This window comes from Bradyrhizobium sp. R2.2-H, assembly GCF_004346455.1.
In the GTDB taxonomy this organism is placed as follows: domain Bacteria; phylum Pseudomonadota; class Alphaproteobacteria; order Rhizobiales; family Xanthobacteraceae; genus Bradyrhizobium; species Bradyrhizobium diversitatis.
Window position 1 is genome coordinate 295,986 of the sequence record NZ_SMBR01000005.1, and the last position, 24,771, is coordinate 320,756.

General features: G+C 65.2%; 27 protein-coding genes and 1 riboswitch. Of the genes, 6 read left to right on the forward strand and 21 right to left on the reverse strand.

The window, feature by feature from the left end; translation table 11 throughout:
* Positions 1-21: 21 nt before the first annotated feature.
* Entirely contained in the window at positions 22-789 is a 768-nt protein-coding gene (locus EDE08_RS15515; RefSeq protein ID WP_131869670.1) for an SDR family NAD(P)-dependent oxidoreductase, read from the reverse strand.
* Between the two features lie 111 nt (positions 790-900).
* Between EDE08_RS15515 and EDE08_RS15520 the strand changes: the two genes are divergently transcribed.
* On the forward strand, positions 901-1,386 hold the full coding sequence (locus EDE08_RS15520; RefSeq protein ID WP_131869671.1) for a J domain-containing protein: 486 nt from the start codon (positions 901-903) through the stop codon (positions 1,384-1,386).
* 88 nt (positions 1,387-1,474) lie between these two features.
* Here the strand turns inward: EDE08_RS15520 and EDE08_RS15525 are convergent, their stop codons facing one another.
* The 3 genes from EDE08_RS15525 to EDE08_RS15535 form a co-directional block, all read right to left on the reverse strand.
* A complete protein-coding gene (locus EDE08_RS15525) occupies positions 1,475-1,726 on the reverse strand; it encodes a hypothetical protein (protein ID WP_131869672.1) in 252 nt (83 codons plus the stop codon).
* Positions 1,727-1,909: 183 nt separating this feature from the next.
* Positions 1,910-2,170: a hypothetical protein gene (locus tag EDE08_RS15530; protein WP_131869673.1), complete on the reverse strand. Its 261-nt coding sequence runs from the start codon at positions 2,168-2,170 to the stop codon at positions 1,910-1,912.
* A gap of 141 nt (positions 2,171-2,311) precedes the next feature.
* Positions 2,312-2,695, reverse strand: a complete 384-nt coding sequence (locus EDE08_RS15535) for a RidA family protein (protein WP_131869674.1) — start codon at positions 2,693-2,695, stop codon at positions 2,312-2,314.
* A 481-nt stretch (positions 2,696-3,176) separates the two neighbouring features.
* On the opposite strand from EDE08_RS15535, the gene EDE08_RS15540 reads away from it, so the two are divergent.
* The gene (locus EDE08_RS15540; RefSeq protein WP_131869675.1) at positions 3,177-3,611 is read left to right on the forward strand and encodes a hypothetical protein; all 435 of its coding nucleotides are present in this window, start codon (positions 3,177-3,179) and stop codon (positions 3,609-3,611) included.
* Positions 3,612-3,755: 144 nt separating this feature from the next.
* Here EDE08_RS15540 and EDE08_RS15545 read toward each other — a convergent pair whose 3' ends face one another.
* From EDE08_RS15545 to EDE08_RS15565, 4 genes are all read right to left on the reverse strand, one after another.
* Positions 3,756-4,451 (reverse strand): glutathione S-transferase family protein, encoded by a 696-nt coding sequence (locus tag EDE08_RS15545; protein WP_131869676.1) that lies wholly within the window; start codon positions 4,449-4,451, stop codon positions 3,756-3,758.
* 260 nt (positions 4,452-4,711) lie between these two features.
* Positions 4,712-5,251 (reverse strand): hypothetical protein, encoded by a 540-nt coding sequence (locus EDE08_RS15550; protein ID WP_131869677.1) that lies wholly within the window; start codon positions 5,249-5,251, stop codon positions 4,712-4,714.
* Positions 5,252-5,511: 260 nt separating this feature from the next.
* Positions 5,512-6,162, reverse strand: coding sequence for a glutathione S-transferase family protein (locus EDE08_RS15560; protein ID WP_131869679.1), 651 nt, complete (start codon positions 6,160-6,162; stop codon positions 5,512-5,514).
* 259 nt (positions 6,163-6,421) lie between these two features.
* Entirely contained in the window at positions 6,422-6,934 is a 513-nt protein-coding gene (locus EDE08_RS15565) for a mismatch-specific DNA-glycosylase (RefSeq protein ID WP_131869680.1), read from the reverse strand.
* A 198-nt stretch (positions 6,935-7,132) separates the two neighbouring features.
* Here EDE08_RS15565 and EDE08_RS15570 point away from each other — a divergent pair, with 198 nt between their 5' ends.
* Positions 7,133-8,146, forward strand: coding sequence for a hypothetical protein (locus tag EDE08_RS15570; protein ID WP_131869681.1), 1,014 nt, complete (start codon positions 7,133-7,135; stop codon positions 8,144-8,146).
* 92 nt (positions 8,147-8,238) lie between these two features.
* Here the strand turns inward: EDE08_RS15570 and thiC are convergent, their stop codons facing one another.
* The 6 genes from thiC to EDE08_RS15600 all read right to left on the reverse strand — a co-directional run bounded on the left by thiC (position 8,239) and on the right by EDE08_RS15600 (position 14,053).
* The gene (gene thiC / locus EDE08_RS15575) at positions 8,239-10,137 is read right to left on the reverse strand and encodes a phosphomethylpyrimidine synthase ThiC (RefSeq protein WP_131869682.1); all 1,899 of its coding nucleotides are present in this window, start codon (positions 10,135-10,137) and stop codon (positions 8,239-8,241) included.
* A gap of 184 nt (positions 10,138-10,321) precedes the next feature.
* Positions 10,322-10,930: a thiamine phosphate synthase gene (locus EDE08_RS15580; protein WP_131869683.1), complete on the reverse strand. Its 609-nt coding sequence runs from the start codon at positions 10,928-10,930 to the stop codon at positions 10,322-10,324.
* A complete protein-coding gene (locus tag EDE08_RS15585; protein WP_131869684.1) occupies positions 10,917-11,699 on the reverse strand; it encodes a thiazole synthase in 783 nt (260 codons plus the stop codon). Before EDE08_RS15585 ends, EDE08_RS15580 begins: the two co-directional genes overlap by 14 nt.
* A 256-nt stretch (positions 11,700-11,955) precedes the next feature.
* Positions 11,956-12,153 carry a sulfur carrier protein ThiS gene (gene thiS, locus EDE08_RS15590; protein ID WP_131869685.1) on the reverse strand — a complete coding sequence of 66 codons (198 nt, stop codon included), beginning with the start codon at positions 12,151-12,153 and terminating at the stop codon, positions 11,956-11,958.
* Between the two features lie 24 nt (positions 12,154-12,177).
* Complete coding sequence (locus tag EDE08_RS15595) at positions 12,178-13,200, reverse strand: FAD-dependent oxidoreductase (protein WP_131869686.1); 1,023 nt, start codon at positions 13,198-13,200, stop codon at positions 12,178-12,180.
* A riboswitch (TPP riboswitch) is annotated at positions 13,188-13,316 on the reverse strand. Its footprint overlaps the gene before it by 13 nt.
* 194 nt (positions 13,317-13,510) lie before the next feature.
* Positions 13,511-14,053, reverse strand: a complete 543-nt coding sequence (locus EDE08_RS15600) for a lytic transglycosylase domain-containing protein (protein WP_131869885.1) — start codon at positions 14,051-14,053, stop codon at positions 13,511-13,513.
* Positions 14,054-14,339: 286 nt separating this feature from the next.
* On the opposite strand from EDE08_RS15600, the gene EDE08_RS15605 reads away from it, so the two are divergent.
* On the forward strand, positions 14,340-14,555 hold the full coding sequence (locus EDE08_RS15605; RefSeq protein ID WP_028178064.1) for a hypothetical protein: 216 nt from the start codon (positions 14,340-14,342) through the stop codon (positions 14,553-14,555).
* A gap of 6 nt (positions 14,556-14,561) precedes the next feature.
* On the opposite strand, the gene EDE08_RS15610 is transcribed toward EDE08_RS15605, so the two are convergent.
* The gene (locus EDE08_RS15610; protein WP_131869687.1) at positions 14,562-15,884 is read right to left on the reverse strand and encodes an ATP-binding protein; all 1,323 of its coding nucleotides are present in this window, start codon (positions 15,882-15,884) and stop codon (positions 14,562-14,564) included.
* Between the two features lie 11 nt (positions 15,885-15,895).
* Positions 15,896-16,636 carry a response regulator gene (locus EDE08_RS15615; protein ID WP_061877526.1) on the reverse strand — a complete coding sequence of 247 codons (741 nt, stop codon included), beginning with the start codon at positions 16,634-16,636 and terminating at the stop codon, positions 15,896-15,898.
* 179 nt (positions 16,637-16,815) lie between these two features.
* Between EDE08_RS15615 and EDE08_RS15620 the strand changes: the two genes are divergently transcribed.
* A complete protein-coding gene (locus EDE08_RS15620) occupies positions 16,816-17,394 on the forward strand; it encodes a hypothetical protein (protein ID WP_131869688.1) in 579 nt (192 codons plus the stop codon).
* Between the two features lie 228 nt (positions 17,395-17,622).
* Complete coding sequence (locus EDE08_RS15625; protein WP_131869689.1) at positions 17,623-18,138, forward strand: PRC-barrel domain-containing protein; 516 nt, start codon at positions 17,623-17,625, stop codon at positions 18,136-18,138.
* Positions 18,139-18,246: 108 nt separating this feature from the next.
* Here EDE08_RS15625 and EDE08_RS15630 read toward each other — a convergent pair whose 3' ends face one another.
* The 5 genes from EDE08_RS15630 to EDE08_RS15650 all read right to left on the reverse strand — a co-directional run bounded on the left by EDE08_RS15630 (position 18,247) and on the right by EDE08_RS15650 (position 24,679).
* Positions 18,247-19,077, reverse strand: a complete 831-nt coding sequence (locus EDE08_RS15630; protein ID WP_165935942.1) for an ABC transporter permease — start codon at positions 19,075-19,077, stop codon at positions 18,247-18,249.
* A complete protein-coding gene (locus tag EDE08_RS15635; protein WP_131869690.1) occupies positions 19,074-20,324 on the reverse strand; it encodes an ABC transporter permease in 1,251 nt (416 codons plus the stop codon). The genes EDE08_RS15630 and EDE08_RS15635 overlap by 4 nt, the downstream gene beginning before the upstream one ends.
* Positions 20,325-20,562: 238 nt before the next feature.
* Positions 20,563-21,621 carry an ABC transporter substrate-binding protein gene (locus EDE08_RS15640; protein WP_131869691.1) on the reverse strand — a complete coding sequence of 353 codons (1,059 nt, stop codon included), beginning with the start codon at positions 21,619-21,621 and terminating at the stop codon, positions 20,563-20,565.
* 56 nt (positions 21,622-21,677) lie between these two features.
* Positions 21,678-22,787 carry an ABC transporter ATP-binding protein gene (locus tag EDE08_RS15645; protein WP_131869692.1) on the reverse strand — a complete coding sequence of 370 codons (1,110 nt, stop codon included), beginning with the start codon at positions 22,785-22,787 and terminating at the stop codon, positions 21,678-21,680.
* 323 nt (positions 22,788-23,110) lie between these two features.
* Complete coding sequence (locus tag EDE08_RS15650) at positions 23,111-24,679, reverse strand: DUF4403 family protein (protein WP_131869693.1); 1,569 nt, start codon at positions 24,677-24,679, stop codon at positions 23,111-23,113.
* Positions 24,680-24,771 lie beyond the last annotated feature (92 nt).

Here is a 24,771-nt window from a genome sequence, read left to right on the forward strand (position 1 = left end):
GTGCCGAGAGGCCGCGCGGTTTCACACCGTGCGGTACCCGCCGTCCACCATCACGATCGTTCCGGTGACATAGGCTGACAGGTCCGACGCCAGGAAGATCGCGGGGCCGACGATGTCCTCGGGCTTGCCGGTGCGCGCCAGCGGGGTGTGATCGAGGAAAGCCTGCACCAGCGCCGGATTGGTTGCGCGCACGTTGGCGTTGATGTTGGTCTCGATGAAGCCGGGACCGATCGCGTTGACGCGCACGCCTTCCTTGCCGAGCTCGGCGGCGAGCGCCTTGGTGAAGCCGAGCACGCCGTGCTTCGAGGTCGTGTAGGCCGCCGAACTCGGCGTGCGCAGATGGACGAAGGACTGGATCGAGCCGATGTTGACGATGCGGCCCTTGCTCGCGCGCAAGGGTGCGAGGAACGCCTGCGTCATGTTGAAGACGCCGTTGAGGTTGAGCGAGATGATGTCGTTCCAGTCCTTCGCCACCGTCTCGGTCTCGGCGGTGAAGGCGTTGCGGCGGGTGATGCCGGCATTGTTGACGAGGATCGAGACCTGTCCGATCTTGGCCTCGACCTGCTTGGCCAGGGCAAAGCAGTCCTCGCGCCTGACAACGTCGAGCGGAAAGCTCTCGGCCTTGCCGCCCGCTGTTCGGATCTCCTGCGCGGCCTCCGCCACCGTCTCGGCGTTGACGTCGAGCAGCACCACCTGTGCGCCCTCGCGCGCGTAGCCGGCCGCGATCGCCCGGCCGATGCCGGAGCCGGCACCCGTGACGACGGCGATGTGGTTTGCGAGCAATGCCATGACATATTCCTCCCGGTTTCTTTTCGAAGTTTCATGAAAAGCTAACTCGAAATTAAGAGGGCGGAAACGGCGGCCTTGGCATACTGATCCTGATTGCTAAACGTTGCGCGCATGATGGAACGGCTGGACTCCTGGAAACTCGGTCTCGAACGGCTGCGGTCGGCGGACGCGCCCGATTGGGCCGAGGCGGGCCGGCTCGTCGCCGAGATCGCGCGGATGAGCAGCGACGTCACGCTGCGCCAGGCCGCCGAGCAGGCCCTGCCGGTGCTGCGCCAGGCCGTCGACAATGACGATCACAGTGTGACGCTGGCGGCCCAGCGCCGTCTCGGCGTTGTGCTCGAGGTCGTCCACGATCTCTCCGCCCCGCGCTTCGGCCGCCGCAACGCCATGCCGAAGCAGATGTCCAGGGAGGACCGCGCCCGCGAGGTGCTCGGCCTCCCGCTCGCGGTGCAGCTCACCTGCGAGGACATCAACCAGGCCTATCGCCGCGCCGCCAAAGGCATGCATCCCGACCGGGGCGGTAGCGCGCAAGGCTTCATCGACCTCGCCGCCGCGCGCGATCTCCTGATCCATCCCGGCGCGCACAAGGACGCGTGAGGGCGCCTCGGCTCTCGTTCACGCCGCACAAAAAAACCGGACAGGGACGCTGGCGTCCTGCCCGGTTCTTCGTTCGCCGATCGAATTGTTACCAGGTGCACTGGCCGTTCTTGAGGGCGGCGTCCTTCATGACGAGGGCGTCGATGAAGGTCGGCACGCTCGCGCTGGCGCGGTGGTAGCCCGCCGGCCACGGCGTGGTCGGGATGCTCTCGTCCCAGATCTGGCAGAAGCCGCTGTCCTGCCAGCGGATCAGATGATAGCTGGCCTCCGCTGGGCTCGCGGCGGCGAAGGCGGTGACGGCAACACCGACGGCAGCGCACAGCAGGGAAATACGACGCATGATCAGCTCCTCAAAATGAAAGACGTGATGCGCCTCCCGACAATGACGGGAGGGGTGCGCGGGACGCGGTTGAGCCAGCGCCCCGGACAAGATGTGAGTAGTTCCGCCTGGCGCCGAGGTTCAAAGCAAAGGGCGGATCGCTCGCGCGACCCGCCCTTCGAATCCGGTCCGTCGTGAGCGCGTTCAGAGCGTGCACTTCCGCTCGGAGCGCAATTTGATCTGGAGGTCGGAAGCCTGCTGGAAGGTCGGGAACGGCTTGCTGACGACCTTGTAGGTCGATGCGCCGATCTGGAACGGCTTGTACTTCAAGTCCTCGTTCCAGACCTGGCAGATGCCGGTGTTGTCCCAGCGGATCACGTAATAGCCGACCGCCGCCGAGGCCGGCACGGCGAACACGGAACTAGTGATGCCGGCGACGGCACAGAGGGCGAGAACGCGACGCATGAACTATCTCCTGTGGGAAAGTGGATCTTAGAGTTCGTGCGGTAAAAGCAGGATCTTTGCAAGCCGGGGCGCAGCCGCTCACGGACATGTCAGTCGTTCCGCTCGCATTTGGTTCGGCCGCGTGCCCGGCAGGCCACACGCTCACCGCGCCAGTGACGCCACCGCCTCGATCTCGATCAGCATCTCCGGCCTGGGCAGCGCCTGCACCACGCACGTCGTCCGCGCCGGATAGGGCGGCGGGCCGAAGGCGCCGGCATAGAGCGCGTTCATGGCGGCGACGTCGCCGGCGCGGGTCAAGAGCACGTTGACCTTGACGAGGTCGCGGAAGGTGGCGCCGGCCTCGTCCAGCACGCGGCGGATGTTGACGACGACGTTGGCGAACTGCGCCTCGAAGCCGTCGGGCAGCGCGCCTGATGCGTCGAAGCCGGGAATGCCCGAGACGAACATGAGATCGCCGACGCGCGTCGCAAAGGACAGCGGCGGCGCCTTGACGTGCGGCGGGGGCGCGAAATGCTGGATCGGCATGGGATCACCTCAAGGACGGTCGCGGGACGCTTGGACGGTGGCGAGGGAGGAGCCTCGCAAAACGAAAGTGCGAAAACAACCCCATGCACAGTAGGCGCCGCACGGGAATCATTGATGTTTTCCAGAATTCGTGAAAGGCGAAGCATTCGCTTGCTCCGTCGGGCAATACAGGGGCATTATGGCATGCTGGCGAAGGTCGGTGCGCGGCCCCAATGTCTGCTGTCATGCTCCGGCTTGGCCGGGGCATCCAGTACGCCGCGGCGGACGTGGCGAGAGTGAGCTTCCCAACGCAGGCCTCTGGAATACTGGATCGCCCGCCCCTGTGCACAATTGCGCACCAGGCGGGCGATGGCGGTTGAGGGTGTTGCTGCACCTCGCAACCCACATCCTCCGCCCCATCATGTTGCCGCCGCGATCGATCGGATACATTCGCCGCGTCTGATTCGAATCCACTCTTGAAAAATAGCCCCCGGAGACACCCATGAAGATCGCATCCACCCTTCGCGCCGCGCTGGTCGCCATCGCCGCCCTGGCCGGCCTCTCGACCGCGGCGCGGGCCGACAGCGGCTTCGTGACGCTGACGATCTACAAGGCGGGCTGGATCATCGGCGGCTCCGGCGGCTCGGGCGTGCTCAACTTCCGCGGCCGCTCCTATGCGCTCTCCACCGGCGGCCTCGACTACGGCCTCGTGTTCGGCGGCTCGAAAACCGTGCTGCGCGGGCGCGTCTCCAACATCAACCGCCCCTCCGACGTCGCCGGCGTCTACGGCGCCGCCGGTGCCGGCCTTGCCGTCGGCCGCGGCGCCCGCGCCATCGTGCTGACCAACCAGAAGGGTGCGGTGCTGGAGCTGACGGGTCATCAGGTCGGGTTGATGGCGAACGCGGATCTCTCGGGGCTCGCGATCACGATGCGGTAAGGCGAGGTGCCGTAGGGTGGGTTAGCCCTGCGGATGCGCGAAGCGAATCCGCGGGGCGTAACCCACCTCTTTGGCGTCTCCGGAGACGAACAGCGGCGGGTTACGCTTCGGACAGCGCTTCGCGCCGCCCGAAGCTAACCCACCCTACGATTTTTCGACCATCCCGTGAATCCGCTCGCAATGCGCGACGAGATTTTCGTGCGCATCGACGAAGACCTTCAGCGGCGTCGGGATCGGAAAATAGTGGATGTTGGCGACGAAGCCGTAGATGCCGGCATCGACGCTGGTCGGCGACGCGCCGTGGACGAAGCCCGCGGCCGGGACGATCTCGGCCAGCACCTGCAGATCGGCAAGCCCCCGCGCATAGGCCTGCTCGGGTGTGTAGCGGCCGATGCCCTGGTAGTGATAGCGCTGCGCGTTGTAGGCCTTCGCCTTCTCGAAGCCATCGCTACTGACCTGCGGATGCTGCGCGATGAAGCCGTCGCGGAACGCTGGGTAGAAGCGCTCGTCCTTCCAGCGCGAATAGGACATCACCCAGTAGAGATCGTCCAGCATGCGCGTCATGAGGTGATTGGCGCGGCGCTGCTCCGCGGACAATGCTGCATCGATGGTCAGGCGATATTTCGCGACCGCATGCGCGATGATGGCCTCGCTGTCGCCGATGGTCTCACCGTCGTCGACGATGTAAGGCAGCTGCCCGCGCGGCGCAGCGGAAGCATCGAAGACGTGCTCCTGGACGAACGGCACGCCCGCGAGCTTCAGGAAGGCATAGACCTTGAGGCCATAGCCGTTGTTGTCGGCGACGCCGAAGAGGTTGGGGTAGGAGTAGAGGGTCAGCATCGGCGGGCTCCTCTATCTTGGCGAGCCCAGAATGCAGGGGCGCCGCGATGGACGCAATGGGCAGCGGTCCGGCGCAGCTCTCTGGGTTAGACGCACGGCTGCGCGAAGCGCAGGCCATGCGCCGTAACCCACCACTTCTGTCGCCGTGGATGAAGAAGAGGTGGGTTACGGCACGGAACTGCCCTTCGCGCAGCCCGAGGCTAACCACGCCCTACGAGCTACGGAGGACGCTGACCCGCCTACGAGCTGCGAGTTGTTCGCTACTGCGCCTTGGTGTAGGTGAGTTTTCTGAATTCCGCCGGCGGGGCGTCATTCACTGCGGCGACTTGAACTGAGAAGGTGCTGTGGTTGATTCCGTTCTTCTCGGGAACGACGGACGCGCCAACCATCGTGTATCTGTAGCCGGCGTCCTCGCCCCAGGACTTCGGGAGCAGGTAATAAGATTTGCCGGCCTCCACCGTGAATTCAGCCGGATGTGGCACGCCCGAAATCACCCGCGTCCAGTATTCGTTGGGGGAGCCGACGCTGTGCGGCCCGGGTGGCAGATCGACCGTCGTGTATTGTCCGGGCGGAAGCGACATCAGCCGCTTGCCATCGACCTCGATTGGAAGGGCAAAGACGCTGGTATTGAAGCCGAAGGGCCGCCCGATGTTGACGGACGCATGGCCTGCCTTTGGCGGAGCCGGTGTCGCGGACGTTGCCGTCGTCTGCTCCGGGGCAGACAAGCAGGCCGAGAGCAGCGCGGACGCGAGCCCGACCATGCAAAGGCGCGGGATTTGATTCCACGCGATGTTCGCCATTTTCAAGACGCCCCATCCCTCGAATTGTACCAGACGTGCACATGCATCCGGTGCTCGTCTTGCGGGAGCGAGCCTCGCAAGTCAAGACGCCGCGACCGTACGAGGGCGAGCCGCGTCATGCAGGCCGTGCCGCAGATGCGGAAGACCGTGATTGCGGATCGGGACAAGGCGGATCGGGGAGAGGGGAGCGATGGTGTCGTAGGGTTGGGGTAGCCCCGGTCTGCGCTTCGCGCAGCCGCACGTCTAACCCACCCTACGAATTACGAACGCGACGCGGCGGTGAACACCGCCAGTTGTGCCTCGAACGCCCGCTTGAACGCCGGCCGCGCCTCGCCGCGGGCGACATAGGCGGCGATGTCAGGGTACTCGTCGAGCAGGCGAGATGCGTTCAACCGGCGCAGCACCGTCACCATCAGGAGATCGCCGGCGCTGAACGCGCCGTCGAGCCAGTCGGCACCGCCGAGGCGGCGGGACAGTTCGCCGAGCCTGACACGGACGCGGTCCTGCAGCAGGGGCAATCGCTCCGCGTACCAGCTCTCGTTGCGCTCGACCAGCATGGCCATGCCGAGCTCGACGATCGGCGGCTCCAGCGTGTTCAGGGCCGCGAACATCCACGCGATCGCACGGCTCCGCGCGTTCGCATCAAGCGGCAGCAGCCCGGCATGACGTTCGGCGATGTTGAGCACGATCGCGCCGGACTCGAACAGCACGAGATCGCCATCCTCATAGGTCGGGATCTGCCCGAACGGATGCAGCGCAAGATGCGCCGGCTGCTTCATCTCTTCGAACGAGACGAGGCGAGCGTAGTAGGGCTGGCCGACTTCTTCCAGCGCCCAGCGAACCCGCATGTCGCGCGCCTGCCCGCGGCCGCGATCGGGCGAGTTCGCGAAGGCAGTGATGGTGGGAGGCATCTGGGGGGCTCCATGTGGTCGCGCCTGGTCCAGAGGACGAATGGGCTGCGCGGATTCCGACAACGTTCCTTTTTATACGCGTGCCGCCAAACCAACGGTGTCGTCCCGGCGAACGCCGGGACCCATACCGCGAGATCTATCTGTTGCGGTTGGTGGCAGTACCGAAATGCCGAGTCTCCGCCAAACTACTCCCTGGGGTTATGGGTCCCCGCGTTCGCGGGGACGACAGCGGAATGTGACGCGCTATTGTTCGCTGAACCTACGCGGCGATCCAAGCCGCAAGCTCCCGCCACGGCTCCAGCGTCCAATGCCCGGACGCCGCGCCTGACGGCGAAGGCAGCACGAACGTCTCCGGCCAGCTTCCATCGCGCGTTTGCCGTCCCAGCGCAATCGCAACTGACGGCTTGCCGTAAAACAAGCTCGCCGCCTTCTTGCTCGTGAACGCAATCGTCCGCGGCCGGTACTTCTCCATCTTCGCCCGAAAGCCCCGCACGTCGATCGTCTCCGCCGCGATCTGGTAATCCATCCCGGCGCCCGTCTTGCAGAGATCGGTGAAGCCGATCCCGAGCGCGATCAACTCCGCGAACTCGCCCGGCTGATAGCGCCGCGGCGTGATCCCGGCCTCATGGATCGCGCGCCAGAAGCGGTTGCCGGGATGGGCATAGTAGTGCCCGAGCTCGGCCGAACGCGTCGAGGCGGCGGTGCCGACGAAGACGAGGCGGAGGTTGGGGCGGAGCTGGTCGGGGAGGGTATCGAGTGTCGTCTTGGTCAATTTGCCGGTCCGAGTGTTGGCATTAAAGTCGCAAAGTGAATCTCCGATGATGCATAGTCTGATGGAGAGTTTGCAGTCTGGCGACGGAAAAGAGCTCGAGTGGCACTCAACTCAAACTAAGCAGATGTGATTGCGCTTCCGGAAATAGGTAGTATGATTCGTCATTTCATCTAAAAGTTGACGATCTCGGAGGATAAGTTGTTTCAATATCTCGAAGATCGCTCGGATATCGACCGTGCGCACAAGAAGCTTTCCCGAACTATGCGGAGCGCGTTTGCGAAGACGGCGACAAGGGACATCGGATATCCAGGCGGACGGGTGAAGGGAGCTAAGGTAGCCACAAACGGGCAGCATTGGTTCTGGACTGATGATTGCGATGCGGATGCGTTCACTCAGAGGCGCCTAAATTGGTTCGGCGTACTAAGTGAGCACCCCGGCGTATCGATAACGGTCGAAGTCAATACGACCTATGAAGGTCGAAACGATCTGGCCGCTGGCTTCTTCGCGCGGGCTACCGAAACCGGACTTATATACCTTTTGCATTCAGGGCGTGTAGGCGGAGGCACGGAAGGAGTAGGCAAGAGCAGCTTTCTTACGTGGGCAGTCCGTAAGCATTACGATGTAGTTGATGTTGTTGATTCATCGGGGGAGGTCCGATCTGGCCTGATAGTAATGCCCATTGAGGGGCAAGTCGCGGCGAAGTCCGCAGCCCGCTACATCGACTTGGTAAGGGGGTTCAAGAAGGCGGCGCGTACAGGTGAAATCCAGTCACCGCAGTTCCTCAAGGAGCGGCGAGAGTTCGAACATTATTTCTCGGAAGGGCGCGGTCGGCGAAAGGGACGGCGAAGCAGCGAAATCGACTATATCTCCAGACATGGAGAGATAGTCGATGCACTGCAATTGTGGCGATCAGCTAAACGGCTTCCAAGGCGATGTCGTATTGTGAAGAATGTGTATATCGATCTCGGCGTCGCGAACGGTAACGACCTAGTAGAAATCTTTGAGGTCAAACCAAGCGCAGATCGTTCATCGATCTATTCGGCGGTAGGTCAGCTCTTGGTGCATGGTCGGAAGAAGCCGTGCCGAATGACCATCGTCTTGCCCGCGGATGAATCTTTAGCGCCTGACCTTGCCGATGCACTAAGCCGGCTCCAAATAGATGAAGTTCGATTCGAGCTGACAAAAGACTCCGTCTCAATTCTGGATCAGTGACTAAGTTCTGGCGAGCCTGACAACGAATCTTGCAATCAATGAAGGCCGGGGTGTCGCCCGGCCTTCCTTCTTCGGCTTGAAGTAGAGAGCCCTCACAACACCCGATTACTCTCCTTCACCTTCTCCGCATCCAAGTACACGCTGCTGCCCATCTCCTTGAACTTCGCGCTCATCCTGGCCATGCCGTCCTCGGCCGTGCCGCTCATCGACATGCCCACCGAGTTCGGATCGTTCAGCGTCGCTGCATAGTCGCGCACGTCCTGCGTGATCTTCATCGAGCAGAATTTTGGGCCGCACATCGAGCAGAAATGGGCGACCTTGTGGGCTTCCTTCGGCAGGGTCTCGTCGTGGAAGCTCTTGGCGGTATCCGGATCGAGGCCGAGGTTGAACTGGTCGGTCCAGCGGAATTCGAAACGGGCGCGGGAGAGGGCGTCGTCGCGCAGTTGCGCGGCGGGGTGGCCCTTGGCGAGGTCGGCGGCGTGGGCGGCGATCTTGTAGGTGATGACGCCGGTCTTGACGTCGTTGCGATCGGGTAGGCCGAGATGCTCCTTCGGCGTGACGTAGCAGAGCATGGCGCAGCCGAACCAGCCGATCATGGCCGCGCCGATGCCTGACGTGATGTGGTCGTAGCCCGGCGCGATGTCGGTGGTCAGCGGTCCAAGCGTGTAGAAGGGCGCCTCGCCGCATTCCTTGAGCTGCTTGTCCATGTTGATCTTGATCTTGTGCATCGGCACGTGGCCGGGGCCTTCGATCATGACCTGGCAGCCCTTGTCCCACGCGATCTTGGTGAGCTCGCCGAGCGTCTCCAGCTCCGCGAACTGCGCGCGGTCGTTGGCGTCGGCGATCGAGCCTGGACGGAGGCCGTCGCCGAGCGAGAACGAGACGTCGTACTTGCGCATGAGGTCGCAGATCTCGTCGAAATGGGTGTAGAGGAAGCTCTCCTTGTGATGCGCCAGGCACCACTTGGCCATGATCGAGCCGCCGCGGGAGACGATGCCGGTGACGCGGCTCGCGGTGAGGTGGATGTATTGCAGGCGCACGCCGGCATGGATGGTGAAATAATCGACACCCTGCTCGCACTGCTCGATCAGGGTGTCCTTGTAGAGCTCCCAGGTCAGCTTGACCGGATCGCCGTTGCACTTCTCCAGCGCCTGGTAGATCGGCACGGTGCCGATCGGCACCGGCGCGTTGCGCAAGATCCATTCGCGGGTGGTGTGGATGTTGCGCCCCGTCGAAAGGTCCATCACGGTGTCGGCGCCCCAGCGGATCGCCCACACCATCTTCTCGACCTCTTCCTCGACCGACGAGGTCACGGCGGAGTTGCCGATATTGGCGTTGATCTTGGTGAGGAAGTTGCGGCCGATGATCATCGGCTCGAGCTCGGAGTGGTTGATGTTGGAGGGGATGATGGCGCGGCCGCGCGCGATCTCGCTGCGCACGAACTCCGGCGTGATGAAGGCGGGGACCGAGGCGCCGAAGCTTTCGCCGTCGGCGAGGGCTGCTTCGGCGCGCTCCAGCTGTTGCTTGCGGCCGAGATTCTCGCGCGCGGCGACGTAGATCATCTCCTTGGTGATGATGCCGGCGCGGGCGAATTCGAGCTGCGTGATCTTGTGGCCGTCGAGGCCGCGCAGCGGCTTGTGATAGGCCGAGAAGGCGCGCGCGGCCTTGTCGGTGGAGACGCTGCCATTGTCCTCCGGCTTGATCTGGCGGCCCTCATATTCCTCGACGCCGCCGCGCTCCAGCACCCATTGCTTGCGGTCGCGCGGCAGGCCGGCGTTGACGTCGATGGTCACGCTCGGGTCGGTGTAGGGGCCGGAGGTGTCGTAGACCGGCAGGTTCGGCTCGCCCGCGCCTTCGGAGAGGATGATCTCGCGCAGGGGCACGCGCAGGTCGGGCGCGGCGTCAGGCGTCGCGAAGATCTTGCGCGAGGAGGGAAGGGGGCCGGTGGTGACGGCGGGGACGGTCTGTTGCGGGTTGGAGCGGATGTTCATGGGGATCCTCCGGTTTAATTCGTTAGTTTCGCTGCGCGAGAGGCAATTACCGCTGTCATCCCCGCGAAGGCGGGGATCCAGTACTCCGCGGCGGTGCGGCTCAAGCCGAGACGGCGCGGCGTACTGGATCGCCCGGTCAAGCCGGGCGATGACGGCGAAGTGCGGGGTGAGGGCGGAGCGACCATCACGCCGCCTCCTTTGACAGGCCGAGCCATTGCCGCACGCGGGCATCGGGGTCGGGGTTCTGGGTGACGTCGCTGACCACCGCGATCGAATCCGCGCCGGCGGCAAAGATCTCCGCGGCGTGCTCGAACTTGATGCCGCCGATGGCAACCAGCGGGATGTTGCCGATGCGCTGCTTCCATTCGGTGATCTTCGGGATGCCCTGCGGCTCGAAGCGCATCGATTTGAGCGTGGTGAAGAAGATCGGGCCGAGCGCGACGTAGTCGGGCTGGGCTTCGAGCGCGGCCGCAAGCTCGTCGTCGTCGTGGGTGGAGATGCCGAGCTTGAGGCCGGCCTCGCGGATCGCCTTGAGGTCGGCCTCGGCGAGATCCTCCTGGCCGAGATGCAGATATTCTGCGCCGGCGACGACCGCCGCGCGCCAATAGTCGTTCACCACCAGCTTGGCCTGCGTGCCTTTGGTGATCGCCAGCGCGTCGGTGACGATCTGCAGCGCCTGGGAATCGTCGAGTTCCTTCGCGCGCAGCTGGATGGTGCCGACGCCGAGTTTTGTCAGCCGCTCGACCCATTGCAGGCTGTCGACGACGGGATAGAATCGATCAGGATACGGCATGCCAGAACGGGGTCCCAACGACAGGGGTTGAAGGAGAGGCGAAGTCGCGGGCGTTCATCAGCCCGGCTTCGTAGGCGGTGCGGCCGGCATCACAGCCGAGGCGGAAGGCGTTGGCCATCGCGACGGGATCGGCGGCCTTGGCGATGGCGGTGTTGAGCAGCACGGCGTCGTAGCCGAGTTCGAGCGCCTGCGCCGCGTGGCTGGGCGCGCCCAGGCCGGCATCGACCACCAGCGTGATGTCGGGCAGCCGGTCGCGCAGCAGCTTCAGCGCGTCGCGGTTGGTGATGCCCTTCGCGCTGCCGATCGGCGCGGCCCACGGCATCACCACCTTGCACCCCGTTTCGACCAGGCGGCTCGCGACCGAGAGATCCTCGGTGCAATAGGGGAACACCTCGAAGCCGTCCTTGACCAGGATGCTGGCAGCTTCGACCAGGCCGACGACATCGGGCTGCAGCGTGTCGTTGTCGGCGATGACTTCGAGCTTGATCCAGCTGGTGCCGAACAGTTCGCGCGCCAGCTTGGCGGTGGTCACGGCCTCGCGCACGGTGCGGCATCCCGCTGTGTTCGGCAGCACGGTGACGTCGAGCTCGCGGATCAGCTTCCAGAACGCGTCGCCGCTCTTGCCGCCGGCGGATTCGCGCCGCAGCGACACCGTGACGATGCCCGCGCCGGAGGCGCGGATCGCGTCCTGCATGATCGCGGGCGAGGGGTAGAGCGCGCTGCCGATCAGGAGGCGCGAGGCGAAGGTCTTGCCGTAGAAGGTCACCATGTTGAAGGTGTCTCCTCGAATTCACTGCGCTCCCTCGCCCCGCTTGCGGGGAGAGGCATCGGCGGCCTGCGGCCGCCGCTCTTCTTAGTAGAACGCCGATGCGCAGCATCGGCTATGGGTGAGGGGGAGCCTCCGCGGGGACGGTGACAGTCGGACTCGCGGAGAGTCCCCCTCACCCGGAATTTGCTTTGCAAATTCCGGCCTCTCCCCGCAGGCGGGGAGAGGCGAAGGACGGCGATAGCTTCACTCATCCCGCTCACCCTCCCTGCCGCGGCGTGATGATCTCGATTTCGTCGCCGGCCTTCAGCGCGGTCTCGGCCCAGCGGCTTTTCGGCACGACGTCGTAGTTCAGCGCGATGGCGAAATGGGTGCCCTCGTAGTCGAGCTCGTTGAGCAGCGCATCGACGCTGGCGGAAGTCACCTCGCGCTGCTCGCCGTTGACGATCACAAGCATTGGACGATCACCAGCATTGCACGATCACCCGCATTGCATCACCTCATTGTCGATCTGGCCGCGCTGGACATAGGCCAGCGTCAGCTCGGCGAGCGCAGGCGCGATCAGGAAGCCGTGGCGGTAGAGCCCGTTGACGCTGATCTTGCCATCGCGAATGCCGATGCGCGGCAAATTGTCGGGATAGGCAGGCCGAAGCCCTGAGCCGAATTCGAGGATGCGGGCTTCGCCGAACGCCGGATGCACCGTATAGGCCGCGCCCAAAAGCTCCAGCGCCGAGCGCACGCTGACGCCGGTGTCTTCTGTTTCGATCGAGGTCGCGCCCAGCATGAACAGGCCCGCCTCGCGCGGGATCACGTAGAGCGGCCAGCGCGGATGGATCAGCCGCACCGGACGCGCCAGCTGCACCTCGTTCGTCTCGATCAGGATCATCTCGCCCTTGACGCCGCGAAGCTCGGGCTGCTCGCCGCGGGCACTGATGCCGCGGCAGTCGATCACGATGCCCTCGGGATCCTTTGCGAGATCGTTTGCAGTGACGTCGCTGCAAAACCGGATGGTGCCGCCGGCGGCGCGGATGCGCTCGTGCAGCTTCGGCAGCACGCGGCGCGGCTCGACATGGCCCTCGGCCGGGAAGAACAGCGCGTCGCGGAAGCGCCCCTCCAGCGAAGGCTCCAGCGCGGCGAGGCCGGCGGCGTCCAGCCGCTCGTGGCCCTCGGTCATGCGGGCGAAGCGCTCGAAATCGTTGCGCTCGCGCGGATGGGAGACGACGAGCGAGCCGTTGAAAGGCGTGTCGGGCAGCTCGCGCCGCCAGATGTCGAGCGAGCGCAGCCCGAGGCGGCTGATGATGGGCTCGGCGACCTCGGCCTCGCAATAGGGCGCGAGCATGCCGCCGGCCCAATGGCTGGTGGCGTCCGTCATCGCCTCGTCACCGCGCTCGTGCAAGGTGACGGCGTGACCGGCCTGTGCGAACAGCAAGGCCTGCCACGCTCCCGCAATGCCTGCGCCGATGATGGATACCGGGGAATCCGGTCGCTTGGTGGTCTGCAACATCCCTGTCCCTTCGCCGGCATGACCCGGATCAGGTTCAAAGGGTCACCGCGGTCCTGGGCGTTATTGCCCATTTAGCGGTATCTCAGCTCCTCCTCGGAGCACCCCTCGGAACGGTGCTAATGTATGCCAGGGGGGCGGGGCGGTCAACGCGTGTTGCCGGGAACCCGACCGTGCCCCGGACGCGATGCAGCGCGCTGCCTCTTGGCGGCGTGATGCCTCGCAGAGCCGGGGCCCATTTTTGCGTGGAGCGTTGGGTCCCGGCTCTGCGACGCAACGCTCGAGCGTTGCGTCTTGTTCCGGGACACGAAAACTACTTCAGGGCCTGCGCCCGCGCATTGCGGACGCGCTGCGCCAGCTTGCGCTGCGGCGCCGCGCCGAACATCGGCTGCGGATTGCCGTTCGGCTCCAGCCACGTCTCGTTGCTGGCCTGTTGCACCATCCCCTGCTGCTGCTCCAGCCGCTGGCGCTTTGCAGCGTAGTAATAGCCGCCCGCGAAATAACGCACAGCTCGGGCATGATCGCCGTTGGCGGCGCGATAGGCGCCGGCGAGGTATTTGACCGCATAGGTGAGATTGGTGTTGGGATCGCGCAGGCCGGCGGCGTCGCCGGTGTAGCCGACGCCGCGGGCGGTCGCGAGCTTGATCTGCATCAGCCCGATCGTGCCGCCGCGGCCGACGAGGTGCGGCTGGTAACGGCTCTCGCGCATGATGACGCGATGCACCAGCGCTTCCGGCACGCCGTTGGCGCGGGCATGGGCTGCGACCATCTCGGCATATTCGGCTTCGCCGGCAATAGCGGCCTGCGGCAAAATCGATCCGGCCGCGAGCAGCGAGACGACGCGTAAAATTTTCATCATTTATTCCCGACTTGCCTGGGTCCGGCTGCCTTATCGTTTGAGCATGATCTGCTCGGAAAACCGCGATGCACTTTTCCGGATCATGCTTTAGGCCCGCGAACACGGCGATGATGTGACCAAACGACGCCGCTGACGTTTTTGCGGTGCCGTGCCGCCGTTACGACTCAAAGCTGGCGTAGTTGGGCTTCCGGGGCGGATGACCCCCGCGCGCGACAGCACGCCTGTCTATTCGTGCCGGCTCGCGAAAGCGAGCACGCAAGCGCTGCAAATCGGGAGAGGTGCCATGACAAAAGCCAGCCTCGTCAGTGCACACACCGGCGATATCCCCAGACACAACCCTTGCGCCCAGTGCGGCACGCCGATCGCCCAGCCCGATTGGATCGAGCCGGGCGAGGGGCGCGTCTCCTACCTCTGGACCTGCCGCGCCTGCAATTATCGCTTCGAGGCGGTGGCAATCTTCCCGCATGAGGCTGTCGAGCACCCGCCGCTCGCGGCGTGAGGTGCGTCAAGCCGCGAGCCGCGGCTCCTGCCAGATCGGCAATCGCATCCGCACGATCAGGCCATGCGGCTCGCGGTCGTGCAGCGACAGCTCGCCGCCATGGGTGATCGCGATCGCGCGCGCGATCGAGAGGCCGAGCCCGAAGCCGGTGGACTCGTCCATGGTGCGCGCGTCGTCGCCGCGCACGAACGGCTCCAGCATCTCCTGCTTGCGCGCATCCGAAATGCCGGGGCCGTCGTCCTCGACGTCGATGACGAGCGTCGTGCCCGAGACGACGAGGCGGATCGTCACCTCGGCGCCGAAGCGCACCGCGTTCTCGACGAGGTTGGTGACGCCGCGATGCAGATCGTCGGGCCGCGCGGCGGCGGTCGCGGAGGCCGGCCCGTCGTATCGCACGACATGACCCATGTCGCCGAACTGGTCGGCGATGAGCTGGAGCGTGCTGGCGATGTCGACCAGCGTCAAGGCCTCGATCTTGCGATCGTTGCGCAGCAGCGACAGCACCGATTCCAGCATCGAGCGCATCTGGTCGAGATCGATCAGCATGCGCCTGCGGTTGCCCTCGTCCTCGATGAACTCGGCACGCAGGCGCAGCCGCGTGATCGGCGTGCGCAGATCGTGGCTGATCGCGGCCAGCATCCGCGTGCGATCCGCCATCAGCCGCGCGATCCGCTCCTGCATGCGGTTGAGCGCGCGCGCGACCTGGCGGATCTCTTCCGGGCCGCGCTCGGGCAGCGGCTCGGAGGTGCGGTCGAGACTGAAATTCTCGGCGGCCTTGGCGAAGGACGACAGCGGCCTCGTCAGCGTACGCGCCGCCCACAGGCCAAGCACGGTGACACAGATGAAGGCGGTCATCAGCGCCATCAGCCAGGGCGCGCCCCAGAACATCGGCCGCGGGCCGCCATCGCCACGGGCTGCGATCACCGTGCCGTCGGGAAATTCGATGCCGACGCGGCGCGCATTCCCGTCCGGGGCGAGCTGCACCGCCTTGAAGCCCGGGGGGAGGTGGCGGCGCATCTCGCGCAGGTGCGGACCGTCGCTCGTCTCGACGGCCGCGGTGCCGGGTGCCAGCATTTCGATGCCGAGCCTGGGAAAGGCGCGCGCCAGATCGGCGACGAGGCGCGGCCGCTCGCTCGCCTCGGCCGCGGCGAGCAGCTGTGCGGCATCGGTCAGTTGATGGGCGCCGTCCGGCGGCGTCTCCTGGCGGTCGGGCCGGCCGATCAGGAAAGCGGTGGTGACGACGAGATGGAGTGCGACAGTCGACGCCAGCACCAGCGCGGCGATCTGCCCGCCGATGCCGTTGAGGTGGAAGAACCCGGGCGGCTTCATCTCAGGCAGGCTCAGCCGCTCAGAGGCGTCGCGACTGCTTCCGTCCTCGGCGTGAACAGATAGCCGCCGGAGCGCACCGTCTTGATGAGGGTGGGATCGGCCGGATTGGGCTCGATCTTGCGGCGGATGCGGCTGACCAGCACGTCGATGGAGCGCTCGAACGAGCCGGCGTTGCGCCCCTGCGTGAGGTCGAGCAGGCTGTCGCGCGATAGCACGCGGCCGGGCCGCTCGCAGAACGTCCTGAGCAGATCGAACTCGGCGCTGGTCACCGCAACGCGCGCGCCCTCGGGATTGCGCAATTCGCGCAGGCGCAGATCGATGCGCCAGCCTTCGAAGGCGAGCGTGCTCGCGCCTTCGACCGCGCTCGCCGCCTGCGCCGCGGCCTGGCGGCGCAGCACCGCGTTGATGCGTGCGAGCAGCTCGCGCGGGTTGAACGGCTTCGGCAGATAGTCGTCCGCGCCCATCTCGAGGCCGACGATGCGATCGACGTCCTCGCCGCGCGCGGTCAGCATGATGATCGGCGTCTGCGATTCGGCGCGCACCTTGCGGCACAGGCTGAGGCCGTCTTCGCCGGGCAGCATGACGTCGAGAATGATGAGGTCGACGCGATGGTCGGCCATCGCGCGCGACATCTCGCGGCCATCGCTCACGGCGGTGACGTTGCAGGCGTTGCTGCGCAGATATTTCGCGATCAACGCCCGGGTTTCGCGGTCGTCCTCGACGACGAGGATGTTGGGATTGGGGATGGCCATGCGATTTATTTGACCAGGATTCGGGCCAAATGGCGGATATTTTTGTTTCGGTTTGTTTCTGTTCGGCTGCCTGCAACGAGCGGCAATCGACGGATGGCGGAGCGGCAAGACTGCGTTAAGGCCGTTAACCATACCGTGGCGTGGTCCGCGACGAAACCCCGCAACAGCACGGAGCCATCATGACCTCGATTTCGGCGGCCTCCGCCGGCAGCTATCAATCGCCGCTCCAGCGGCTTCAGCAGGAATTGCAATCGCAAGTCTCCACCGGCACGATCTCGTCGTCGGACCAGACCGCGCTCTCGACGGCGCTGACCGATATCGACACGGCGCTCCAGCAGAGCCGATCGAGCGAGCAGTCGAGCGGCGCGCCTCCCTCCAAGGAGGAGATGCAGTCGAAGATTGACGACCTCATCTCGACCGAAGTGTCGAATGGGACGCTGACCTCCGACCAGGCCGAGGAGCTGAAAAACGTGTTTCAATCCGCCTTCGCGGGCGGCGCGGGTGGAGCCGGTGGCGCCGGTGGCGCCGGTGGCGCAGGCGGCCCGCCGCCCGGTCCGCCGCCGGGCGACGACTCTTCGGATTCGACGACGACGGACTCGACGAGCAGCAGCTCGACGGACCAGACCACGGCCGAGATCCTCCAGCAGTTCCTGCAGGCGCTGCAACAGTCGCAATCGTCGGCATCGTCCTACGGAGCCAACGGCAGCTCATCGAGCAGCTCGGATTTCTCCGCGCTCCTGATCGACTTCAAGAGCTGACCTGAGCGAGTTGAGGTCGGCGCGGTCCTCGCCGCGGTCAAGCGTCGCCCCCGGCGCATGATTGTCGGCGGGGAACCGTGCATCGCAAAAATGTTCCTGAGTGACGCAGGAACACAAGCCGTGATTTCCGCCGCTCGCGCATTGCGCGACGAAATTGCAGCGCGCAAGGAACTGCAAGTGATCAGCGCTGTTTTCCCAGCACGAGTTTTCTGTGAAGGAGAGGACAACATGCTGACGAAATCGATCGCCGCCGGCCTTGCCGGCACCGCACTTCTTGCAACCGCCGCGTTCGCGCAAGCGCCGACCGCCACCACCGACAAGGCGCCGACCGCGGCCGCCACGACGATTTCCACGACCGCAACGGGCCAGTGGCGTACGTCCAAGATGGACGGCCTGAAGGTCTACAACGAAGCCAACGAGAACATCGGCACGATCAATGATCTGCTGATGGACAAGAACGGCGACATCAAGATCGCCGTGATCGGCGTCGGTGGCTTCCTCGGCGTGGGCGAGCATCTGGTCGCCGTGCCCTATGAGAAGCTGAAGTTCGTCAACGAGGCCGTCGCCTATACCGGCACGAGCGCCAAGCCGGGCGCGACCACCACCACCACCACCGGCGCTGCGACCGACAGGCCCGCTGCGACCGCGACGTCGTCCACGTCGAAATGGTATCCGGACCACGCCGTGTTCAACGCCAGCAAGGACGAGCTGAAGAACATGCCCGAGTTCAAGTACTCGGAGTAATGCGGCTCGCGTAACTGCCTGAACGAAGCGCGCCCGGTTCTCACTGGGCGCGCTGTCGTGTCTTTTCGCCATCGCGAGCAGCTCGCCACGAAATTGCGACGCCGCCGGTCAGGCCCCGGTGCCCTTGAGCCGTTCGTTGCGCCGGCGCAGGCCCTCCAGGGTGGCGAGGAGGATGACCGAGACCGTCGTCAGAATCACCGCGGCTGCCGTGATGGTCGGGCTGATGTTCTCGCGGATGCCGCTGAACATCTCGCGCGGCAGGGTGCGCTGCTCGGGGCCTGCCATGAACAGCACGATCACGACCTCGTCGAAGCTGGTCGCGAAGGCGAACAGCGCACCCGACGCCAGGCCCGGCAGGATCAGCGGCAGGATCACGCGGCGGAACGCCTGAAGCGGCGAGGCGCCGAGCGAGGCGGCGGCGCGTGCCAGATTGGTGTCGAAGCTTTGCAGCGTCGCACCGACCGTGATCACCACGAAGGGCGTCGCTAGCGCGGTGTGGGCCAGGATCAGGCCGAGATAACTGCCGGTCAGCCCGATCGGTGCGAAGAAGAAATACAGGCCGACCGCGGTGATGACCCCCGGCACGACCACCGGCGAGAGCACGAAAGCCAGCACGAGCGGCTTGAACCGGCTCTTCCACTGCGCCAGCCCCAGCGCGGCCGTCGTGCCAAGGACCATGGACAGCGCCGTTGAGGCGACGCCGATGATCATGCTGTTCTTCAGCGAGTTCATCCAGCGCGGCGAACTGATGAAATCGTCGTACCAGCGCAAGGAAAGGCCCGGCAGCGGATAGGTGAGGTACGAGCCCGAGCTGAAGGACAGCGGCATGAACGCCAGGATCGGCGCGATCAGGAAGACGAACACCAGCGTGGAGACGATGATCGTCGCGGTCCACGCGATGCGCTGGCTGGGCGTGCGGAGGGAGGGGCTATCGCTCAATTCTTCATGCCTCCCGTGACCTGTTGTCCCTGCACCAGCTTGCCGTAGACGAGGGCGAGCAGAACGGTGGCCAGCAGCAGCACCGCACCCAAAGCCGAAGCGAGGCCCCAATTGGCCGTCTCGGTCGTGTAGAGCGCAATGAAGTAGCTGATCATCTGGTCGGCGGCACCGCCGACGAGCGCCGGCGTGATGTAGTAGCCGAGCGCCAGGATGAAGACGAGCAGGCTTCCCGCGCCGATGCCGGGCAGGGTCTGAGGCAGGTAGATGCGCAGGAAGGCGGTGAGGGGTGGCGCACCGAGCGAGGCCGCGGCACGCATGTAGGCAGGCGAGATCGCCTTCATGCTGCTGTACAGCGGCAGGATCATGAACGGCAACAGAACGTGGGTCATGGCCACGCAGACGCCGAAGCGGTTGTAGATCAGGCGCAACGGCTCGTCGACGATGCCGAGCCACAGCAGGCTGTCGTTCACGACTCCCTTGCTCTGCAACAGGACGATCCAGGCGCAGGTGCGGACCAGAAGGGACGTCCAGAACGGCAGCAGGACGAAGATCATCAGCAGATTCGACCGGGCCGGCGGCAGCGTCGCCAGGAGGTAAGCGACCGGGAAGCCGAGGATCAGGCAGAGTACGGTGACGCTGAGGCTGATGATGAAGGTGCGGGCAAACAGGCTGCGATAGATCGCCTGGTCCGGCGGGGCTGCGACGATCGCGCCGTCCACGTTCCGCGTCAGGTCGAGCGCCGCCAGCAGGTAGAAGCTGGTCAGTGGACCGCCGGCGCCCTTGATCGTCGTCCAGGTGGTGCGGTCGCGCCAGGCGGGGTTGATCCTGCCCAGCGTCTCCTTGGCCGTCCCTCGCTCCGGCTCCGCCTTCAGATTGCGGGCCGTGCTGGTCAGGATCGTGCGGAAGCCGTTCAGCGCGTAGTTCAGCCGCTTGGCTGCGATGGCGATGGTGCCGGAGGCGCGCGCCGCCAGGATGTCGCTTGCCAGCGCAGCGTAGGCGTTTTCGTCCGGCAGGTCCTTGCCGTCCCACGCGGCGAGCGCAGCCAAGGTGTTCGGCAGAACCTGACGGACCTCGCGGTCGTCGACCGCACGCCACAGCATGCCGGCGATGGGCCCGGCGAAGGTGAAGAGCAGGAAGACGAGAAGCGGTGCTACCAGCGCCAACGCCTTGACCTGGCGCGTCCGCTCGGCGCGCTTCAATCGGCGCTTGAGCGGCACCTCGGTCGCGGTCAGGGACGCCGCTATCATCGCGCGAACCTCTTTGACCAATGGTCTCTTGTTTCAGGGCGGCCTGAGCAAGCGCCTCGTCCTTCGAGACGACCGCTTCGCGGTCTCCTCAGGATGAGGCTCCTCGACAGCGGTGCCCGTAGAGTCGTTGCCCCAAACTCCATCCTCATCCTGAGGAGCCCGCCTAAAGCGGGCGTCTCGAAGGATGGCCGCAACGAAACTGCTTCCAATGCTCTTGGCACGGCAGTGCTGCCGCGCGCTATTTCGCCGCCCATTTGTTGAAGCGCTCGGTCAGGCGGTCGATGTTCTCGAGCCAGAAGGCAACGTTGATCTCAACCGCGTTCTTGATGTTGTCAGGCGCAGTCGGCAGATCCTTCAGAACGGCGGGCGCCAGCAGAGCGGCGGCATCCTTGTTCGACGTGCCATAAGCAATGTTCTCCGACAGCTTTGACTGGTTCTCCGCCTTGCCGACGAAGTCCAGGAACTTGTAGGCCGCGTCCTTGTTCGGGCTCCCCTTCAGGATGACCCAGCTGTCGAGGGTGAACAGCGCTCCGTCCCACACCATGCCGAAATTCTTCTTCTCGTTCTTGTTCGCGGTGTCGATGCGGCCATTGTAGACCGAGGTCATCGCCACCTCGCCGGAGGCGAGCAATTGCGGCGGCTGGGCGCCGGCCTTCCACCACACGATGTCGCCCTTGATGGTGTCCAGCTTCTTGAACGCGCGATCGATGCCTTCGTCGGTCGCCAGCACCTTGTAGACGTCCTTCGGCGCAACGCCGTCGGCCATGAGGGCGATTTCCAGCGTGGTCTTCGGGCCCTGACGCAAGGCGCGCTTGCCCGGAATCTTCTTGGTATCGAAGAAGTCGGCCCATCCGCCGGGGGCCTGCTTCAGCTTGTCCTTGTCGTAGCCGAGGACGAAATCGTAGAGGATGGCGCCGACGCCGCAAGGGTTGACCGATGGCGGGATATAGGCGGCCTCGCCGCCGATCTTGGAATAATCCAGCTTCTCGAACAGGCCTTCCTCGCAGCCGACCGCCAGTTCGTCGCTCTCGACCTGGACGACGTCCCAGGTGGCAGCGCCGCCCTGCACCTTGGCGCGCAACACGCCGACGCCGCCGTCCCAGGACTCGTCGTTCATGGGAATCCCGGAAGCTTTCTTGAACGGCTCGAAATAGACCTTCTTCTGCGCATCCTGATACGCGCCGCCCCACGACACGACGGTGAGGTCGCGCGCTTCTGCAACCGTGGCCAGCGCAGCACTGGCACTCAGTGCCGCGACCAAACCCAGAGCGATCTTGCCAATCTTGCGCTTCAACATGATTCTTTTTCCTTCTACATGTGAGTTGCGTTGAGGTTGATCGATGCGGGTCCTGATCAGACGGGATCGAGGGCCAGGCAGTCCTCCGGGCGGAAGGTGATGAAGACGCATTCGCCCTGTGGGAGGCCGTGATGCGCTCCCGGTTGAAGCTTGACCATGAACTCGCCGTTGCCGGCGACCTCGAGCACGGCCAGCGCGTGGTCGCCGAGATAGATGGTGTTCCGCACTCTTGCCGGCAGCCGGTTCGGTCCCTCGCTGGCGCTGCCATCCCGAACAATCGCGACACGCTCCGGCCGCACCGACAGGGAGGTCGATGCGCCCGCGCCTGACACGTTGACCGCCCGTGCGGCGACAGTGCCGCCACCGGCCAGCGCGACGCGGCAATAGTCCCTTTCGACGGTTTCCACGGTGCCGGGGAGCACGTTGTTCTCGCCGATGAAGTGGGCGACGAAACTGTTCACCGGCTGCTCATACAGCGCATCGGGCCTGTCGATCTGCTGCACGATGCCGTCGTTGAACACGGCGATGCGGTCCGACATGGTGAGCGCTTCACTCTGATCGTGGGTGACGTAGACGATCGTGATGCCCGTGGTCTCGTGCAGCTGCTTGATCTCCAGCTGCATCTGCTCCCGCAGGCGCTTGTCGAGGGCGCCAAGGGGCTCGTCCATCAGCACGAGTTGCGGATTGAAAACCAGCGCGCGGGCCAGCGCCACACGCTGCTGCTGACCGCCGGACAGCTGCCCGGGCCGCCGGTGCGCAAAAGTTTCCATCTTGATCATGCGCAGCGCCGCCCTCACGCGGTCCTGAACGTCCGCCTTGCTCGACTTGCGAACGGAGAGCGGGAAGGCGATGTTTTCCGCGATCGTCAGGTGTGGAAACAGCGCGTAGTTCTGGAACACCATGCCGATGTCGCGCTTGTGCGGCGGCACGTTCTTGATCGGGCGGTCCGCGAGGTAGATCTCGCCATGGGTCGGCACCTCGAAGCCGGCCAGCATCATCAGCGTCGTCGTCTTGCCCGAGCCCGAGGGGCCGAGCAGGGTGATGAACTCGCCCTTCCTGATGTCGAGATCGAGGTTCTTCACCACGAGATGCTCGCCATCATAGGTCTTCTGAATGCCGGAAAAGCGTACCAGTGCCGGCGCAGGTGTGACCATGCCGGCTTCCATGTCGTCCTCGCGTTGTCCCGTCCAATGCCATGCGAGATTAGCATCGTGCAGCGAGAATGCCAGCGGCGCAAGCGACGAGGACGTGTGCGGGTCCGGTGAGTGGCAGGGCTATTGCATTTCAGAGCTCTTTCCTGCGGTCATCCTTCGAGACGCCCGCCTTGGGCGGGCTCCTCAGGATGAGGACGGAGTGCGTGGCTGCAGTTCAAAGGGCACTGAGGCCGAATAGCCTCATCCTGAGGAGGCGCGTAAGCGTCGTCTCGAAGGACGAGGCGTGCGCGCAGGTCGCGCAACAAAGTCAAATGCGATAGCTCTGTGGAGGCGTGCTACATTCCCGACAGCTTCGTCACGAACACATTCAGCGTTCCGCCGGCTTCCGCGACCACGCGCAGGGTCTTGGAATCGAAGGCGATGTCGGCGAGAGTCAGGCTGTCGATCTTGGCCTCGACCTTGAGGCCGTCCTCGCTCTTCTGGTAGTCGGCGATTGCGGCCGCGATCTTCTCGCGGGCGTTCGCGGCGATCGGCTTCAGATCGAGCGTTGCCCTCTGCAGCAGTGCCTGCTGCAGCTGCGGCACCACCGCGCGCGCGGCGGCGCCCAGCAGGCCGAAGGCGGCCTCGGATTCCACCGCGAGCTCGATGTCGGCGAGCCGTAGCGTCTGCCGCGCCTGGTCGAGCATCGGCCGGCCCCAGATGTGCACCGTCGCCTCGGCGCCGAGCCCGAACCAGCTCTTCTTCTCTTTGGCGCGCACCAGAAGCGAGATCAGCAGCCGGTCGCCCGAAGGGGTCACGTTGGCACTCTTGACGGTGACGTCGACCGGGCCGGAGCCGTCCTCGGGATAAGTGCGGCCGACCATCTGCGCTGCGATCAGCTTGTTGATCTCGGTGAACGGTACGTCGATCGGCACGCCGATGCTCACACCGGTGCCGGTCGGCGGCACGATCGAGATCTTGTCGGGAAACGGACACTCCGGCTTGGTCGCCGCCGAGGTCACGCGTGTCTCGGCCTCGAGGCCGAGCAGCAGCGTCACGGCCTGCGCATCGACGCGCGGCTGCGCCGCGATCGCGCGCACCGGCTTCATCTCGAGCCAGAGCGGCGGTAGCGCGGCCGAGGAGCCCGAGCCTTGCAGCGGAATCGAGCGGCACGCCTTGGCCCATTGCACCCTGGCGTTCTCTCGCAGCGAAGGATCGTTGCGGATGCGTTCGGCGACCGCGTTGATCTGCTCGCCGACCGTCTTGTCGATCAGCGGCTTCACCTGCGCCGGCACGTTGACCTTGGCGCCGGCGACCGCGAGATTGGTGTCGCCGAGATTGACCTGGGCGCCGAGATTGGGCTCCAGATGCCAGGCGGCCGCGAGTTTCGGGCGCGAGGTGACGACCACGTTGCCCTTGATCTCGGCGCTGGCGTTCAAGTTCTTGATGTTGACGGCGCCGATCCGTTTGGCCGCGTCACCGCCGAGCACGCTGCCGAGCGCGTCGCCGAGCGCGCCCGTGGCCTTCGACGACAGCGACCCCGTCACGTTCAGCCTGCCGCTGAGCGGCGTCGAGATCGTCAGCACGTCCTTGTCGCCGCTAGCTGCCATCGGGCCGCGTGCCGCGGACCAGCCGATATCGGCGTTCTCCAGGATTTGCGAGATCGGGTTGTCGGCCTTGCCGGCGAAATTGCGCGGCGCGGCCTTCTCGGCCTGCTCGCGGATCGCAGATAGCGCGATGGCCACCGGCGCGATGACGATGGAGCTCTTCGACGCCGGCGGCAGCGGCGGCAGTTGTGCGACCGGCGGCGCCGCGTTCGGCGCGTGCGGCGACAGGAAGTCCATCGCCTTCAGGCTGATGAAGAACGACGCCGCGAGCACTGCCAGGCCGATCAGGATGGTCTTCAGATTCAACGTCGGTCGCATCAATCCCCCAAGCAGCCCCGGTGGGATTCTACAGGGCGGGCGAAGAGGGCGCTAGAGCGCACCGGTGGGGTGGAATTGGGGCGAACAGGTTA

What these genes read in the sequence shown, in the direction of transcription:
- EDE08_RS15530 (WP_131869673.1), bottom strand. Translation starts at nt 2,170, where the DNA reads ATGCGTCGCGTTCTCGCCCTCTGTGCCGTCGCCGGCATCACTAGTTCC.
- EDE08_RS15585 (WP_131869684.1), bottom strand. Translation starts at nt 11,699, where the DNA reads ATGGTGACCTTCTACGGCAAGACCTTCGCCTCGCGCCTCCTGATCGGC.
- EDE08_RS15550 (WP_131869677.1), bottom strand. Translation starts at nt 5,251, where the DNA reads ATGGCGAACATCGCGTGGAATCAAATCCCGCGCCTTTGCATGGTCGGG.
- EDE08_RS15515 (WP_131869670.1), bottom strand. Translation starts at nt 789, where the DNA reads ATGGCATTGCTCGCAAACCACATCGCCGTCGTCACGGGTGCCGGCTCC.
- EDE08_RS15645 (WP_131869692.1), bottom strand. Translation starts at nt 22,787, where the DNA reads ATGGAAGCCGGCATGGTCACACCTGCGCCGGCACTGGTACGCTTTTCC.
- EDE08_RS15640 (WP_131869691.1), bottom strand. Translation starts at nt 21,621, where the DNA reads ATGTTGAAGCGCAAGATTGGCAAGATCGCTCTGGGTTTGGTCGCGGCA.
- thiS (WP_131869685.1), bottom strand. Translation starts at nt 12,153, where the DNA reads ATGCTTGTGATCGTCAACGGCGAGCAGCGCGAGGTGACTTCCGCCAGC.
- EDE08_RS15615 (WP_061877526.1), bottom strand. Translation starts at nt 16,636, where the DNA reads ATGGCCATCCCCAATCCCAACATCCTCGTCGTCGAGGACGACCGCGAA.
- EDE08_RS15520 (WP_131869671.1), top strand. Translation starts at nt 901, where the DNA reads ATGATGGAACGGCTGGACTCCTGGAAACTCGGTCTCGAACGGCTGCGG.
- EDE08_RS15620 (WP_131869688.1), top strand. Translation starts at nt 16,816, where the DNA reads ATGACCTCGATTTCGGCGGCCTCCGCCGGCAGCTATCAATCGCCGCTC.
- EDE08_RS15635 (WP_131869690.1), bottom strand. Translation starts at nt 20,324, where the DNA reads ATGATAGCGGCGTCCCTGACCGCGACCGAGGTGCCGCTCAAGCGCCGA.
- EDE08_RS15580 (WP_131869683.1), bottom strand. Translation starts at nt 10,930, where the DNA reads ATGCCGTATCCTGATCGATTCTATCCCGTCGTCGACAGCCTGCAATGG.
- EDE08_RS15535 (WP_131869674.1), bottom strand. Translation starts at nt 2,695, where the DNA reads ATGCCGATCCAGCATTTCGCGCCCCCGCCGCACGTCAAGGCGCCGCCG.
- EDE08_RS15560 (WP_131869679.1), bottom strand. Translation starts at nt 6,162, where the DNA reads ATGCCTCCCACCATCACTGCCTTCGCGAACTCGCCCGATCGCGGCCGC.
- EDE08_RS15605 (WP_028178064.1), top strand. Translation starts at nt 14,340, where the DNA reads ATGACAAAAGCCAGCCTCGTCAGTGCACACACCGGCGATATCCCCAGA.
- EDE08_RS15595 (WP_131869686.1), bottom strand. Translation starts at nt 13,200, where the DNA reads ATGTTGCAGACCACCAAGCGACCGGATTCCCCGGTATCCATCATCGGC.
- EDE08_RS15610 (WP_131869687.1), bottom strand. Translation starts at nt 15,884, where the DNA reads ATGAAGCCGCCCGGGTTCTTCCACCTCAACGGCATCGGCGGGCAGATC.
- EDE08_RS15545 (WP_131869676.1), bottom strand. Translation starts at nt 4,451, where the DNA reads ATGCTGACCCTCTACTCCTACCCCAACCTCTTCGGCGTCGCCGACAAC.
- thiC (WP_131869682.1), bottom strand. Translation starts at nt 10,137, where the DNA reads ATGAACATCCGCTCCAACCCGCAACAGACCGTCCCCGCCGTCACCACC.
- EDE08_RS15540 (WP_131869675.1), top strand. Translation starts at nt 3,177, where the DNA reads ATGAAGATCGCATCCACCCTTCGCGCCGCGCTGGTCGCCATCGCCGCC.
- EDE08_RS15650 (WP_131869693.1), bottom strand. Translation starts at nt 24,679, where the DNA reads ATGCGACCGACGTTGAATCTGAAGACCATCCTGATCGGCCTGGCAGTG.
- EDE08_RS15600 (WP_131869885.1), bottom strand. Translation starts at nt 14,053, where the DNA reads ATGAAAATTTTACGCGTCGTCTCGCTGCTCGCGGCCGGATCGATTTTG.
- EDE08_RS15625 (WP_131869689.1), top strand. Translation starts at nt 17,623, where the DNA reads ATGCTGACGAAATCGATCGCCGCCGGCCTTGCCGGCACCGCACTTCTT.
- EDE08_RS15525 (WP_131869672.1), bottom strand. Translation starts at nt 1,726, where the DNA reads ATGCGTCGTATTTCCCTGCTGTGCGCTGCCGTCGGTGTTGCCGTCACC.